The organism is Selenomonas sp. (genome assembly GCF_057272215.1).
The window spans coordinates 95167-109462 of record NZ_DBHIUY010000006.1; the positions used below are offsets into that span (position 1 = coordinate 95167).

General features: G+C 56.4%; 11 protein-coding genes. 2 read left to right on the forward strand and 9 right to left on the reverse strand.

Features of this window, described 5'->3' with window-relative positions:
* Positions 1–206: 206 nt before the first annotated feature.
* From ACO5Z0_RS06910 to ACO5Z0_RS06950, 9 genes are all read right to left on the reverse strand, one after another.
* Positions 207–2138 carry a TRAP transporter permease gene (locus ACO5Z0_RS06910; RefSeq protein WP_485649693.1) on the reverse strand — a complete coding sequence of 644 codons (1932 nt, stop codon included), beginning with the start codon at positions 2136–2138 and terminating at the stop codon, positions 207–209.
* A 9-nt stretch (positions 2139–2147) separates the two neighbouring features.
* Positions 2148–2681 carry a DUF1850 domain-containing protein gene (locus tag ACO5Z0_RS06915; protein ID WP_442676046.1) on the reverse strand — a complete coding sequence of 178 codons (534 nt, stop codon included), beginning with the start codon at positions 2679–2681 and terminating at the stop codon, positions 2148–2150.
* On the reverse strand, positions 2682–3641 hold the full coding sequence (locus tag ACO5Z0_RS06920) for a TAXI family TRAP transporter solute-binding subunit (RefSeq protein WP_485649694.1): 960 nt from the start codon (positions 3639–3641) through the stop codon (positions 2682–2684).
* A 96-nt stretch (positions 3642–3737) separates the two neighbouring features.
* Positions 3738–4484, reverse strand: coding sequence for a tRNA threonylcarbamoyladenosine dehydratase (locus tag ACO5Z0_RS06925; protein WP_485649695.1), 747 nt, complete (start codon positions 4482–4484; stop codon positions 3738–3740).
* Between the two features lie 62 nt (positions 4485–4546).
* Positions 4547–5686 (reverse strand): cell division protein FtsZ, encoded by a 1140-nt coding sequence (ftsZ, locus tag ACO5Z0_RS06930; RefSeq protein ID WP_442676049.1) that lies wholly within the window; start codon positions 5684–5686, stop codon positions 4547–4549.
* A gap of 137 nt (positions 5687–5823) precedes the next feature.
* Positions 5824–6720 (reverse strand): DMT family transporter, encoded by an 897-nt coding sequence (locus ACO5Z0_RS06935; protein ID WP_485649696.1) that lies wholly within the window; start codon positions 6718–6720, stop codon positions 5824–5826.
* A 7-nt stretch (positions 6721–6727) separates the two neighbouring features.
* Positions 6728–7633 carry a DUF2156 domain-containing protein gene (locus ACO5Z0_RS06940; protein WP_442673109.1) on the reverse strand — a complete coding sequence of 302 codons (906 nt, stop codon included), beginning with the start codon at positions 7631–7633 and terminating at the stop codon, positions 6728–6730.
* A gap of 365 nt (positions 7634–7998) precedes the next feature.
* Entirely contained in the window at positions 7999–11784 is a 3786-nt protein-coding gene (locus ACO5Z0_RS06945; RefSeq protein ID WP_485649697.1) for a phosphoribosylformylglycinamidine synthase, read from the reverse strand.
* Between the two features lie 52 nt (positions 11785–11836).
* Positions 11837–12319, reverse strand: a complete 483-nt coding sequence (locus tag ACO5Z0_RS06950; RefSeq protein WP_442673111.1) for a NanQ anomerase/TabA/YiaL family protein — start codon at positions 12317–12319, stop codon at positions 11837–11839.
* 140 nt (positions 12320–12459) lie between these two features.
* On the opposite strand from ACO5Z0_RS06950, the gene ACO5Z0_RS06955 reads away from it, so the two are divergent.
* A complete protein-coding gene (locus ACO5Z0_RS06955) occupies positions 12460–12939 on the forward strand; it encodes an Lrp/AsnC family transcriptional regulator (protein WP_442673112.1) in 480 nt (159 codons plus the stop codon).
* Positions 12936–14111: an aminotransferase class I/II-fold pyridoxal phosphate-dependent enzyme gene (locus tag ACO5Z0_RS06960; protein ID WP_485649698.1), complete on the forward strand. Its 1176-nt coding sequence runs from the start codon at positions 12936–12938 to the stop codon at positions 14109–14111. Before ACO5Z0_RS06955 ends, ACO5Z0_RS06960 begins: the two co-directional genes overlap by 4 nt.
* Positions 14112–14296: the final 185 nt, after the last annotated feature.

The window sequence follows — 14296 nt, forward strand, 5'->3', positions numbered from 1 at the left end:
GAAAGCAAAACGCCTCCGATGCACAAAGACCATCGAAGGCGTTTTAAGTCAAACCCAATGGGCGCAGCCCGATTGGCTGAGCTTCTATATGGCGTGAGGACGTATGTACAGCGTGCATCTTTGATGATGCTGCCAAGGGAAACGGGTGAAAAAGCGTCTCCTGCCGAATCTTAGGACGGCGGAATATGCGTCCTGAAAAATTCCCGTCAAAGACTGCAGGCTTCCGCCTTGCTGCGTCTTTGCTGGACAAAAAATACAGCAGCGAGCAAAAGGAACCCCACCATATCCGTCACAAGCCCCGGCTGAATCATCAAGAGTCCGCCGACAAACATCAAAAGGCGCTCAAGCCAATGCATCGGCTTCACAAGGCAGCCGATCATCGCCGCACTCAAACCGACCATGCCAATGATCGAAGTCAAGAGCACCGTGATAAGACCTACGGGGGTCGCGTCGATCATCAAAACGACGGGAGAGAGTACGAAGATGTACGGGATGATGAAAGCGGCGATTGCCAGTTTCGATGCGTTGATACCCGTCTTTAACGGCTTGCCGCCGCTGATGGCGGAGCCGGCGAAAGCGGCGAGCGCAACGGGCGGCGTCACGTCGGCAATGATGCCGAAGTAGAATACGAACATGTGCGCCGCGAGCACGGGAACCCCCATCTGCACGAGTGCGGGCGCGGCGATCGTCGAGGTGATAACATAGTTCGCCGTCGTCGGCACGCCCATGCCGAGAATGATCGATGTGATCATCGTGAAGAACATCGTCGGCAGCAGCATACCGCCCGAGAGATCCAAGAGCGCCGAAGCGAGCTTCAATCCTACGCCCGTCTTTGTCACAACGCCGATGATGATGCCCGCCGAAGCGCAGGCGACGAGAACGCCAAGGACATTTCGCGCACCGTTTTCCAGCCCGCGCACAATCTCGATCGGCTTCATGCGCGTCGATTTACGAAGAGACGATGCGACGATCGAAAGCACGATCGCCCAAAGCGCCGCACGCATCGGCGTGAAGCCTGATACGAGAAGATAAATGATGACGACGAGCGGAATCGCGAGGTGTCCGCGCTCTTTAAGGATCGCCCATGCCTTCGGCAGCTCGCTTCTAGGCACGCCCTGGAGATTGCTGCGGCGCGCCTCGAAGTGAACGCCGAGCCATATACCGAGGAAGTAAAGGAGCGCCGGTATCGTCGCCGCCTTGACGACGTCAAAATACGGCACGCCGACAAACTCCGCCATGAGGAACGCTGCCGCTCCCATGACGGGCGGCATGAGCTGACCGCCCGTCGACGCCGCCGCTTCGACAGCGCCCGCGAAATTGCGCTCATAGCCAAGCTTTTTCATCATCGGGATCGTAAAGGCTCCCGTACCCGCGACGTTGGCGACCGAGCTTCCCGAGACCGTTCCCATGAGTCCGCTCGAAAGCACGGCGACCTTCGCGGGACCGCCGCGCGCCCAGCCCGCCACAGCATTTGCAAGGTCGATGAAAAATCTGCCCAACCCCGTCGACTCAAGGTACGCACCGAAGAGAATGAAAAGGAAGATAAACGTCGAGGACACACCGAGCGGTATGCCGAACACGCCCTCCGTCGTAAAGAACAGATGCGCGACGAGCTGATCGAGATTCAACCCGCGATGCGCAAGCACGCCGGGCAAATAAGGACCTGCGAATGCATACGCGAGAAAAAAGAGGACGACGCAGACCATCGGCATACCAACGACGCGGCGCGTCGCTTCTATGACGAGCAAGATGCCGATAAGTCCGACGACAAGATCGAGCGAATTGACCGTGCCCGCACGCGTCACGAGACTGCGATAGGCGAAGATGATGTAAGCGGGAGCGCCGGCGCCCAAGACGGCGAGAATGACATCAACGACATGCAGCTTATTCTTTGACCAAACCTGCCGCATCGGGAAGAGCAGATAGACGAGCGTCAGACCGAACCCCAGATGAACCGCACGCTGCAGCTGTGCATCAAGCACACCGAAAAGCGCCGTATAAATTTGAAAGAGCGAAAACGCGATAGCGATCACCGCAACGACCTTCGCCATAAAGCCCTTGTGCTCAATGGCATTGGCCTCTTTATCGTATTTTTTCAGAGCTTCCTTCGCAAGCTCTGTATGCTTCTTATCCGGCATAGCTGAACATCATTCCTTTCTTGCCGCATTTGCGGCTCCATGCGCTTTGCCAAAAAGCTTTTCCATGCCCCATTGCCAAGGAGGCATGACTGCGAGGTCGATGCGGCTGCCCGGCTCCAACTTCTCAAACAACCGTTCCTCCGTACCGTCAAGCACAAGCGTCAGTTCCGTGCCGACGCCTGTTCGCAAAGACAAACGAGGAAAGCGCCTCTCCATACCGTCCATGACGAAATGATCGCCCTCTGCGCGAAACTGTCCCTCGCTCGCGAGGAACGGCAGCCCCACGCCGAAGGATTGGTACCGCGTCGAATCGAGCACAAAGCCCGCAAGCTCGTCGTCTACATGAAGATTTTCTTCGACGGGCGTCTTCTGCACCGAGTGGATGAAGTGAATCTCCACAGGCATCCCTGCATACGCCCTTTCGAAATAAAGGATAGCCCCCTGCTCGCTTTCTACGACGAGCAAGGGGCGTATCAGAAAATCTGCAAGCGCCGCAAGCACGAGGGCGGCGAGGAAGAGCCTCACCCCCAGCTGCTTCTTCATTTATTCCTTGAAGTAGCGCTCTGCACCGGCATTGAGTTCGATGGACATGCCGTTCTTCGCGCTTTCCTTCGTGATCTGCTTCGCTGCCGAATGTGCCGCCTGCAGCTTTTCAAGGTTGTCGAAGAGCGCCTTCGTGATATCGTAGCCGAGTTTATCGTCCACCTTGTCCGTCGCGACGAGCATCGCCATGACAGATATGCCCGGCACCTCTTCATCGAAGCCCGCATAGGTGCCCGCCGGAATCGTCGTCTTTGTGTAGAACGGATACTTTGCGATCAGAGCGTCCGCCTTGTCCGCCTCGATCGGCAAGAGGCGCACCTTGTTTTGCGAAGTGATGTCCTGCACCGCCGCCGTCGGGAAGCCCGCCGTGACGAAAGCCGCGTCAACATTGCCGTCCTTTAAGGCGCTCGCCGCCTCGCCGAAGGACAGGTACTGCTCGTCAATATCGTCGTATGTGATGCCGTACGCTTCAAGGATCTGGCGCGCGTTTGCCTCCGCACCGCTGCCCGCCGCGCCGACGGCGACGCGCTTGCCCTTGAGGTCAGCGACGCTCTTGATGCCACTCGAATCAAGCGTGACGATCTGACACGTCTCGGGATAGAGCGCCGCGATGCCGCGCAGATTTTCGACCTTCTTATCCTTGAACATCTCCGTGCCGTTCACTGCATAATATGTGATGTCGTTCTGCACGATGGCGAGATCGACCGAGCCTTCCTTCAGCATATTGATATTTGCAACCGTCGCACCCGTGGACTGCGCACTGGCATTCATGCCCGGAAGCGCCTTGTTCAAGATCTCCGCCATAGCGCCGCCGATCGGGTAGTAGGTGCCTGCCGTGCCGCCCGTAGCGATGTTGATGAACTTGTTGCCGCTCGATGCACCGCAGCCGACAAGCAGAACCGTGGAGAAAATCAAAAGCGCCGCTGCGGAAAGGATTCTCCCAAGTTTGCCCAAATTCATGGTCAATACCTCCTAGAAATATAATCTTATTATATACTACGTATGCTATTATAACATATCTTATATAACGATGCAAAGAAATCTTCTATGGAAGTTTCACGGAGCAGCGCCCGCATCCGCCCCAATGAGATCCCGCACGACGACGCTTGCAAGAATCAAGCCTGCGGCAGACGGCACAAAAGAAATGCTGCCGGGCGGCTGCTTGTCCATGCAGCTGCGCTCATCCTTCTTCTCTTCCATCGGTGCAAAAAGCGGTTTCTTCGGCTTCTCTTTGGAGTAAACGACCGTTAGGGCAAGCACGCCGCGCGACTTTAATTCACGGCGCATGACACGCGCCAGCGGACAGACGCTCGTATCATAGATGTCGGCAACTTCGAATTTCGTCGGGTCGAGCTTGTTTCCGGCGCCCATGCTGCTCACAATAGGAATGCCACGCTTTTTCGCTTCCAAGACGAGTCCGATCTTGCCTGTGACGGTGTCAATGGCATCGACGATATAGTCGTAAGCGCCATGAAAAAAAAGACCTGCCCGCTCGGGCAGGAAGAACTCCTCGATTACCTCGATCGTGACGGATGGATTGACGTCCTCCATGCGCTCCTTCATGACCATCGCCTTGCTGCGCCCCATCGTGCTATGAAGCGCTGCCAGCTGACGATTGAGATTCGATGCGGCGACCGTGTCATGATCGATGAGCGCGATGCGTCCGACGCCCGCACGCACCAGCGCCTCCACAGCAAACGAGCCGACGCCGCCGACGCCGAATACAGCGACGCGCGCCGACCGCAGACGCTCGACGCCCGCCGCACCGATGAGCATCGCCGTGCGGCAAAACTGCTCATCCATCAAAAATCGCCCCCTTTTGAGCAAACACCCGCGTCATCCTGCTCCGAAAAAAGAGACGTCCGTCACTTCTTCGGATGGAACGGGTCGAACTTCGGCAGAGGAGCGTCGACGCGCGGAGCAAAGGACGGCATCTTCTCCGTCGATCGCTTCATGAAAGACGGCGGTTCAAGAGATGCAATGCTCTCCGTCTTAAGTTTGCTCGCGGGCGCTTCCATGCGCTGCACTTTCATGACGACACCATCGACGAAATCCGTCGCGATGATCGTCGCGCGGATCTTCTGCCCCATAGCAGAATCAATGACCGTGCCAAGAATGATATTCACATCGGGATGCGTATTGTCGTAAATGTACTGCGTCGCCGCATTGACATCATAGAGCGTCATCGCCTCACTGCCGCTGAGGTTCAGGATCAGACCGCGCGCGCCCTTCAAAGACTTCTCGACGAGTGGACTCTCGACCGCCTTCTTCACGGCTTCGACCGCACTCATCTGGCTCTCGCCAATGCCAAGAAGTGCGTCGCCGCTCTGGCTCTGGCGGAAAATAGACGTAACATCGGCGAAATCGACGTTGATGACGCCCGTCGTCAAGATCAATTCCGTGATGCACTGAATCGCCTGTCTAAGGACATCGTCCGCCGCCTTGAAAGCGTCAACGAGCGACAGCTGCTTGTTCTCAGGCAGCTTCATGAGATTATCATTCTGTATGCCGATCAGAGCGTCGAGATTGCCTTGCAGTTTCGCGATGCCCTCATTCGCGATACGTTTCTTGCGCGCACCCTCAAAAGAAAACGGCACCGTCACAACGCCGACCGTCAATATGCCCAGATCCTTCGCAAGCTTTGCGACAACAGGCGCCGCGCCTGTGCCCGCGCCGCCGCCCATGCTCGCTGTGACGAATACGAGGTCAGCGCCCCGCATCGCCGCCTTGATCTTCTCCGCATCGCTCTTCGCCGCCGCCTCGCCGAGGTCCGCCACGCCGCCTGTCCCGAGCCCCTTCGTCAGCTCGCGGCCGATAGCGAGCGTCTTGACGCCCGTCTCTTCCATATAGGCGAGATGCTTCACATCCGTATTGATCGCGATAAGCTCCACATCGAGATCATTCCCTTCAGCGATGCGCTCAAGGACACTGTTGCCGCCCCCGCCCACACCGACGATCTTTATCGTGACTACCGCTCTCTTGATCTTCGTGTCGTCCGTTATCATGGAAGCGGTCCCCCCTCTCTGCGCCTTACGGCTCCATCCGTTGACACTTATCGCCAATTATCCACTTGCATTTATTCGCCGTTTCTTTCGTCATTCCTGCAAAAAAGGGGAAAATATTTCATCGGTCCCGTAAAGAATCACGAAAGACGCTTATCCCCACGAACCCCCGCCAGCTGCGTCAAAAGCATACCTGCAAGCATCAACGCACAGCCGGAAAGCTCTGCCGCACGCATCGACTCGCCAAGAAAAATCGCACCCGAAACGGCGCCGAACACCGACTCAAGACTCATGATGACAGCTGCCAAGGCAGGCTCGGCATACTGCTGCCCAACAATCTGCAAAGTAAAAGCGACGCCCGAACTCATGACGCCTGCATAGAGAATCGCCGCAGCCGACGCCTCGATGTCCGCCGCCGTCGGCTGCTCAAAGAGAACAGCGAGCACGAGACTTGCGCAGGCACAGACAAAAAGCTGCGCTGCGGAAAGCTCAACAACATCGACAAAAGCTGCAAAACGCCCGACGCAGATGATGTGCAGCGTCCAAAGCAAAGAGCTTGCGACCATGATCGCATCACCGTAGGAGAGAGAGAAGCCATCCTTCATCGACAAGCAATACAGCCCAAAAAGGGCCAAAAACGCGCCGCACCAATGAAGCGTACGGATGCGGCTGCCCAAAAAGACGGCGGCGAGCGGCACAAACACGAGATAAAGGCATGTGATGAACGCCGTCTTTCCCACCGTCGTATACTGCATCCCCACCTGCTGCAAGGTCGTCGCCAAAAAGAGAACCACACCGACGAGCGCCCCCGCCTTAAAGCCCGAACGATACGCACCCGCCGCCTTCACCGCACGTCTCTTCGGCGCAAAGAGCAGCCACAAGAGGAGCACGACAGGCACAGCAACGACATAGCGCGCCGCGCCGTATGTAAAAGGACCAATGCTTTCCATGCCAACAGACTGAGCGACAAAAGTCGTCCCCCAGATGAAAGCGGCGATAAAGAGCGCCAAACTGCCGCGCAGACGCACGAACTTCACCTCCGCTTCACTTGAGCCAAGCGTTGAATTTCTCGATGAGCTTCACCGGCTTGTACGATTCCTTCGCCTGCCTAAGCCCCTCGATGCCCATGTCTTCCTCACGATTGATGTACGTCATATCGGACCAAGCATGTTCGACGAACGCCTGATTTATGGCAGGATACGCCCCTCGCACCTCAGGGTCGGCCTTCTCCACATGGATGACCGCCGTATCGTCGTTGAGCTGCTCTCCGAAAGTAAAAGCGACGACGCGCTGCCCGATGAGAATCGCGCCCCCCTTGAGGCGAAAATCCTTGAAGTTATTCAACACCTCGATGATCGCTTGCCGCTCCAATGCGATAAACGGATCGTCGGGAATCTCATGCGCACGCTGCTTGTACCAGCCGTTGATCGTCAACTTACACTGTGTGACAATCTCATCCGTGATCGGCTGATACTCAGCCTCGGGATAATTCTTGCGAAAACTATTCAAATGATTCTTTTTCGAATGAAACTTGCGCCCCGCGAGTTTCATCAAATCCTCAGCAAGATACACATAGTCAAAATTGTTGCGATCGGCCTCAACGACGAAATCCATCCCATCCAAACGTTCCAAAAGGTCGGCAAAGGAGCGCTCGACGCCCGAAAATCGCACCGGCTTCCCCTGCGATTTGAAGTGGTCGCAGACGCCTCGAATCGCCGCCGGCATCTTCTCCTGCGGTCCGAACGGCTGCATGGCAAACTCACGGCCATCCCACTCCGCTTTCATATAAAGCACATCATCTTCCTTTGCCCACATGATTTTATACGGCTCATGCCACATGTAGAGGTTCGTAAAGTTGAAATGCGAATTCTCATAATACCGCGCCCGAAAAAAACAGTCGAGCAGCGGCTTATCCTCTTTTTGCAGTCCTCGAAAATCTATGATGCTCATTCCTCTCTTGTTCTCACTAAGGAAGCGCCGATACATTCCATGTCTCAACAATTCTGTCAGACGGTGCGCTTTCCGCCGACTGTTCTATCATTATATCAACTCTGTCAAGCAATTAACAATCCCTTCTATTTTGGTCGGGATTGTTAATTGCTTTTTAATTGCGACTGCACCTGTCCTTTAATCTTACCATGCTATACTTTTCGTATCGAGCAGGAATCCAGCAGCCGGCTCGATGCCAGCGGCAACGGCGGCTCTTTCCACACTTCTGTGCCTCCCTGCTGCTTGAAAATCTAATTCTTTCTCTATCCCAAAAAAGAAGGGCTTGCCTTGCGGCTTGCCCTTCTTTTTTGACTATTTTCAGCGCCTCAGCGGAAGAAGCGCACGCCTGCGTCGAAGAGTCCCTGCTCCTTGTTGCCCGGCACATTCTTCGAGATGTTGTCGCCGACACGCTCGGAGTGACCCATCTTGCCAAGGATTCGTCCATTGGGGCTTGTGATCGCCTCAATCGCTTCGGTGGAGCCGTTCGGGTTGAACGGCGATTCCATCGTCGGCTCGCCCGATTCATCGACATACTGCGCCGCGATCTGACCGCGAATACGCATCCTCGCGATGACTTCCTTATCGGCAACGAAGCGTCCCTCACCATGCGAAACGGCGATCGTATGAATATCGCCGACCGAGACGTTGTTGAACCACGGCGAGAGGTTCGACATGATGCGCGTCTGCACCATGCACGAGACATGTCTGCCGATCGTGTTGTGCGTGAGCGTCGGCGCCTCCCAATCGAGCGGCATAATCTTGCCATAGGGCAGAAGCCCGAGCTTGATGAGGGCTTGGAATCCGTTGCATATACCGAGGATCAGCCCCTCGCGCTTCTGGAGAAGTTCCATGATCTCCTCGGCGATGCGCGGATTTCTGAGCGTCGCCGCGATGAACTTACCCGATCCGTCCGGCTCATCGCCGCCTGAGAAGCCGCCCGGCAGCATGAGGATCTGCGCCTTGTTGATGCCGGCGGCGATTGCCTGTACCGATTCTTCAACCGCCTGCGGCGTGAGATTCCGAATGACGAGCGTATCAACTTCGCCGCCCGCCTTCTCGAAAGCGCGCTGCGTTTCATATTCGCAGTTGGCGCCGGGGAACACGGGCATGAAGATGCGCGGCTTTGTGTAGCGGTCGCTGGCGCGCTGCCGCACGCCGCGGCGGAACGGCGCGGCAGGCGACGCCGTCCTGCCCTTACTCCTGACCGTCGCAGGGAAGATGCCGTCAAGCGCCGACGTGTACGGCTCTCGCAGCTCGTTAAGCGTCTGCACCATGCCGTTGCAGACGATGCTCGCGACCGTCGTCGTACGTCCAAGCAGCGTCCACTTGACGCCGGCGAGCGCTTCCGTCACGTTGACCGCCTCGCTCATCTCAAGAAGCAGCGTGCCATAAGCCGGGCGGAAGAGATCTTCAAACTTGATGGCGCCGGGCGCAGCCTTGAAACCAAGGTCATTGCCCAAGCACATCTTCGTCAAAGCCGCTGCGATGCCGCCCCTGCCGACACTCGATGCCGAAAAGACGCGGCGGCTCTGCATGAGCGCGTGCACGCGCTCATAGTTGCGGCGCAAGTTGGCGAATACGGGCAGATCGTTCGCATCGGTCGGCACTTCGATGGCATAGACCTTGCTGTTCGCATACTTGAATTCCGCAGAGATCGCCTCGCTTGCCTTCATGACGTTGACGGCGAAAGCGACGACCGTCGGCGGCACATGGATGTTCTCAAACGTGCCCGACATCGAATCCTTGCCGCCGACAGCGGGAACACGAAGCTCATGCTGCGCCCAAAGCGCACCCAAGAGCGCCGCAAACGGCATACCCCATTTTTCGGGATCTTTGCCAAGGCTTTCAAAGTATTCCTGCAGCGAAAGGCGCACAGTCGATGCATCCGCACCGAGCGCCACCATCTTCGTCACCGCTTCCACGATGGCATAGAGTGCGCCGTGGAACGGGCTCCACTCCGTCAGATACGGATCGAAGCCAAACGTCATCGCCGTCGCCGTATCCGTTTCTCCCGACTTGACAGGAATCTTCGCAACCATTCCCTGCTGCGGCGACAGCTGATTCTTGCCGCCGAACGGCATCAAGACCGTGCCCGCGCCGACCGTCGAATCAAAGCGCTCGGAAAGCCCCTTCTGACTGGCAACATTGATGTCGGCGAGATTTGCAAGCCATGCCGCCGTGAGATTGCTTTGATTCTTGACGACCGCAGGCGGCAGGCGGCGCAGATAGTTCGACTCCACATCGGGCGATTGGAGCTGCACGCGAGCATGCTGCTTGACGCCGTTCGTATCAAGAAACACACGCGCCAAGCTGACGATGCGCTGACCGCGCCAGACCATCTCAAGCCTGCCCGTATCCGTGACTTGAGCAATCGGCGTCGCTTCTAGGTTCTCACGATCAGCAAACGCTATGAGGACGGGCAGCGCTTCGGGACGCATGACGACCGCCATGCGCTCCTGCGACTCGGAGATAGCGAGTTCTGTACCGTCGAGACCTTCATACTTCTTCTTGATCGCATCGAGATCAATCGCCAAAGACGGCGCAAGCTCTCCGACAGCGACCGCAACACCGCCCGCGCCGAAGTCGTTACAACGCTTGATGAAGCGGCTGACTTCAGGGTGGCGGAAAAGACGCTGGATCTTGCGCTCCGTCGGCGGATTTCCCTTCTGCACCTCGGCGCCCGCCGTCGTCAGCGAAGCTTCCGTATGCACCTTCGAAGAGCCTGTCGCACCGCCGCAGCCGTCACGCCCTGTCCTGCCGCCGACCAAGACGACGACGTCGCCCGGCTCCGGCGTCTGACGTACGACATCTGCCTGCGGCACAGCGCCTAAAACCGCACCGATCTCCATGCGCTTCGCCATGTAGCCCTCATGGTAGACCTCATGCACCGCGCCCGTTGCAAGACCGATCTGGTTGCCGTAGGCGCTGAAGCCTGCCGCCGCCCCCTGTGTGATCTTCTTCTGCGGCAGCTTTCCCGGCAACGTAGCGTCGATCCTGCCGCGCGGATCGGCAGATCCCGTCACGCGCATCGCCTGATAGACATAGGCACGCCCCGACAGCGGATCGCGGATCGCACCGCCCAAGCACGTCGCCGCACCGCCGAAAGGCTCGATCTCCGTCGGATGATTGTGCGTCTCGTTCTTGAACATCACGAGCCACTTTTCTTCCTTTTCATCAATCACCACAGGTACGACGATGCTGCAGGCATTGACCTCATCGGAAGCGTCCAGATCTTCCAAAAGCCCCTGCTGACGCAAAGCCTTCATACCGATGCAGGCGAGATCCATCAAAGAAACGTCGCTCTTTTTCCCCGCATGAACCTTCTCACGATCGAGCATATAGAGCTTCAATGCCTGCGCGAGCATCGGCGCATACTTGCCGTTGCCGAAATCCACCTTGTCAATGACCGTCATGAACGTCGTATGGCGGCAGTGATCCGACCAATATGTGTCGATGACGCGAAGCTCCGTGATCGTCGGGTCGCGCTTCTCCGCCGTCACAAAGTACTTCTGGCAAAACTGCAGATCCTCGATGCTCATGGCAAAGCCGCGTTCTACCATAAAACGCCCAAGCGACGCCGCATCCATCTGACAAAAACCTGCGATCGTCTCAACATCGGCAGGCTCCTCGATCTTCTCCGCAAGCGTAGCAGGCTTCTGCAGCGACGCCTCGCGACTCTCAACCTTATTGATGCAGTATTCCTTAATTTGCGCCAAGAGCGCCGGAGAAATCGAACCGACAAGTACATAGACGAGCGCCGTGCGAATCGTCGGACGCTCCTTCTGTGTCACGAGCTGCACACACTGCGCCGCCGAATCCGCACGCTGATCATACTGCCCCGGCAAATACTCGACGGCGAACGCTTTCGACTCGGGAAAGTCGGGGAGTTTTTCCTCGTAGATCGTATCGACGGGCGGCTCAGAAAAGACGACGTCGCGCACCGCCTTATACTCCTCATCAGAAAGCCCCTCGATATCATAGCGAATAAAGATGCGCACTGCCTTAAGCTCCGTTGCCAGACGAAACGTCTCCGTCAGATCATCGCAAAGCTGCTGCGCCGGAATATCAAAATACCCCTGTCGTTTCTCTACAAAAAGTCTTCTTACACTCATGCCTGCAGACCATCCTCTCCATTGGCTCTTCGCACCGCATCTGTCAATTTCTTTATTGCTTCATCAAATCCAAATCAATCTTCACGACGACCTTCGTCACCTCCGCCGGATACTCATCAAGCACAGAAACACCCGGACGGTGCACATCCTCCGGATAGAGCACGGCATAACTTCCCGCCTTGAGCAAAATATTGCTCTCAGGAATCAAGGCGCGGTAGAAGATGGCGTCTTTCTCCTCATCGTACGGCGTCATCTCCAAGAGGTCAGGACTCATCGGGCACCAGCCAAGGAACTCCTCCCCCTCCGCAACATACTGTATATCCACGAATTTTCGGTGCGCCTCGGGTACGCACTCAGCCTGCGGACGCGTCGTATAGCGCGAGAGCAGCGCGAAGATCTTATCACCGTCGATCTCATGGCGTCCTTCCGACATACTGCGAAAATCCTGCGAGCGCAAAAAAGCCAGCGCCTTTGTCAGCGCCGCCGAATACCCCTTCTGCTCGTCTTTTGACACCCCGATGATGCCCGTCATCATAAGCAATCCCCCTTCGCTTTTCGAAAAAGCGATTGATTTCCTTATTTATTCTATGATATGATCTTCGTGTATTTTATATTATATGATGAAAGACGAATCTCCGCAAGTATGCGAATTTTAGCAGAGAAGGGGAAATGATCATGCGCGAACTCCTGGAACTCTTAGAGCACGACGCCCGACGTCCCATCGGCGAAATCGCCGCCGTACTCAAGAAAAGCGAGTATGAAGTAGAAAAGGAAATCAAAGGGCTTGAACAAGATAAGATCATCTTGAGTTACAACACCTTGATCAACTGGCAAAAATTCGGTGACAACAGCGTCAATGCCATCATCGAAGTCAACCTTACGCCCGAGCGAGAAGTCGGCTTTGACGCCATCGCCGAGCGCATCTATCGCTTTGAAGAAGTACGCACCGTCTACCTCATGAGCGGCAGCTTCGATCTCCTCGTCATCATCGAGGGCAAATCCCTGCAAGACGTCGCCAACTTCGTCGCGACACGACTCTCGACCATCGAAGGCGTCACGCAGACACGCAGCCACTTCATGCTCAAAGCGTACAAGAAGGACGGTACGATCATCGACGACAAAGAGAAAGACCGCCGACTGGTGGTGTCGCCATGACGAAATGGACTGACCGCATCGCACCCGCCGTCCATGCCGTGCCGCCCTCGGGCATACGCAAATACTTCGACATCGCCGCCGAAATGGATGACGTCGTTTCTTTAGGCGTCGGTGAGCCGGATTTTGTCACGCCTTGGTCGATTCGCGAAAGCTGCGTCCACGGTCTTGAGCAGGGCTACACTTCCTATACGGCGAATCGCGGTATGCTTGAGCTGCGCGAAGAAATCGCCGCCCTCTACGCACGCGAACACGACGCCCTCTACGAACCGACGAAGGACATCCTCATCACCGTCGGTGTCAGCGAAGCCTTGGATCTCGCCTTACGCGCCATCCTCTCACCCGGCGACGAAGTCTTGATCCCCGAGCCTTGCTACGTTTCCTACCAAGCCTGCGTCACATTCGCGGGCGGCAAAGTCGTCCCCGTCGCCGCAAAGCTCGAAAATGACTTTCGCATTACACCCGAAGAGCTGGAACCACATATAACAAAGCGTACGAAAGCGCTTCTCATCGGCTACCCGAACAACCCGACGGGCGCCGTCATGGCAAAGGACGATCTTCTGAAAATCGCCGCTTTCGCCGAAAAGCACGACCTCATCGTCATATCCGACGAAATCTACGGCGACCTCACCTACGGCGGCATGAAGCACACGGCGTTTTCCTCTCTGCCCAACATGAAAGAGCGCACGATCCTCCTAAACGGCTTCTCTAAAGCCTACGCCATGACCGGCTGGCGCATCGGCTACGCGCTCGGCAATCCCGACATCATCGCCGCCATGACGAAAATCCATCAGTACACGATGCTCTGCGCTCCCATCACAGCACAGATTGCCGCCATCGAAGCGCTGCGCCGCGGCGAAAAGTACATGAAAAAGATGGTCGCCGAGTACGACCGCCGCCGCCGCCTTATCTACGACGGCTTTTTGAAACTCGGTCTCTCATGCTTCGAACCGAAAGGCGCTTTCTACATCTTCCCAAACATCGCGTCGAGCGGCTACACGGACGAAGAATTTGCCGAAAACCTTCTGCGCAAAGAGCACGTTGCCCTCGTCCCCGGCAGCGCTTTCGGCGAAAGCGGCAAAGGTCACATCCGCTGTTCCTACGCCACATCCATTGACAAGATCTCCGAAGCCCTCGCAAGGATCGGCAACTTTCTCAAAAATCATCGCAAGTAAACTTTCAGAACATATGTTCAGCCACCACACATGACGGCATGATGCGCTTTTTATCCCGTTTCCTGCGATGGCACTAGCAAAGAAGCACGCTGTACATATGTCCTCACGCCTTACAGAAGTCTAGCCAATCACTCTGCACCTTCGGCTTGAACTCTTGGGACTTCATGGTAATGGAAACAAAAAGC

Coding starts and splice junctions, on each gene's coding strand:
- ACO5Z0_RS06915 (WP_442676046.1), bottom strand. CDS start 2,681: ATGAAGAAGCAGCTGGGGGTGAGGCTCTTCCTCGCCGCCCTCGTGCTT.
- ACO5Z0_RS06910 (WP_485649693.1), bottom strand. CDS start 2,138: ATGCCGGATAAGAAGCATACAGAGCTTGCGAAGGAAGCTCTGAAAAAA.
- ACO5Z0_RS06945 (WP_485649697.1), bottom strand. CDS start 11,784: ATGAGTGTAAGAAGACTTTTTGTAGAGAAACGACAGGGGTATTTTGAT.
- ACO5Z0_RS06960 (WP_485649698.1), top strand. CDS start 12,936: ATGACGAAATGGACTGACCGCATCGCACCCGCCGTCCATGCCGTGCCG.
- ACO5Z0_RS06955 (WP_442673112.1), top strand. CDS start 12,460: ATGCGCGAACTCCTGGAACTCTTAGAGCACGACGCCCGACGTCCCATC.
- ACO5Z0_RS06950 (WP_442673111.1), bottom strand. CDS start 12,319: ATGATGACGGGCATCATCGGGGTGTCAAAAGACGAGCAGAAGGGGTAT.
- ACO5Z0_RS06925 (WP_485649695.1), bottom strand. CDS start 4,484: ATGGATGAGCAGTTTTGCCGCACGGCGATGCTCATCGGTGCGGCGGGC.
- ftsZ (WP_442676049.1), bottom strand. CDS start 5,686: ATGATAACGGACGACACGAAGATCAAGAGAGCGGTAGTCACGATAAAG.
- ACO5Z0_RS06920 (WP_485649694.1), bottom strand. CDS start 3,641: ATGAATTTGGGCAAACTTGGGAGAATCCTTTCCGCAGCGGCGCTTTTG.
- ACO5Z0_RS06940 (WP_442673109.1), bottom strand. CDS start 7,633: ATGAGCATCATAGATTTTCGAGGACTGCAAAAAGAGGATAAGCCGCTG.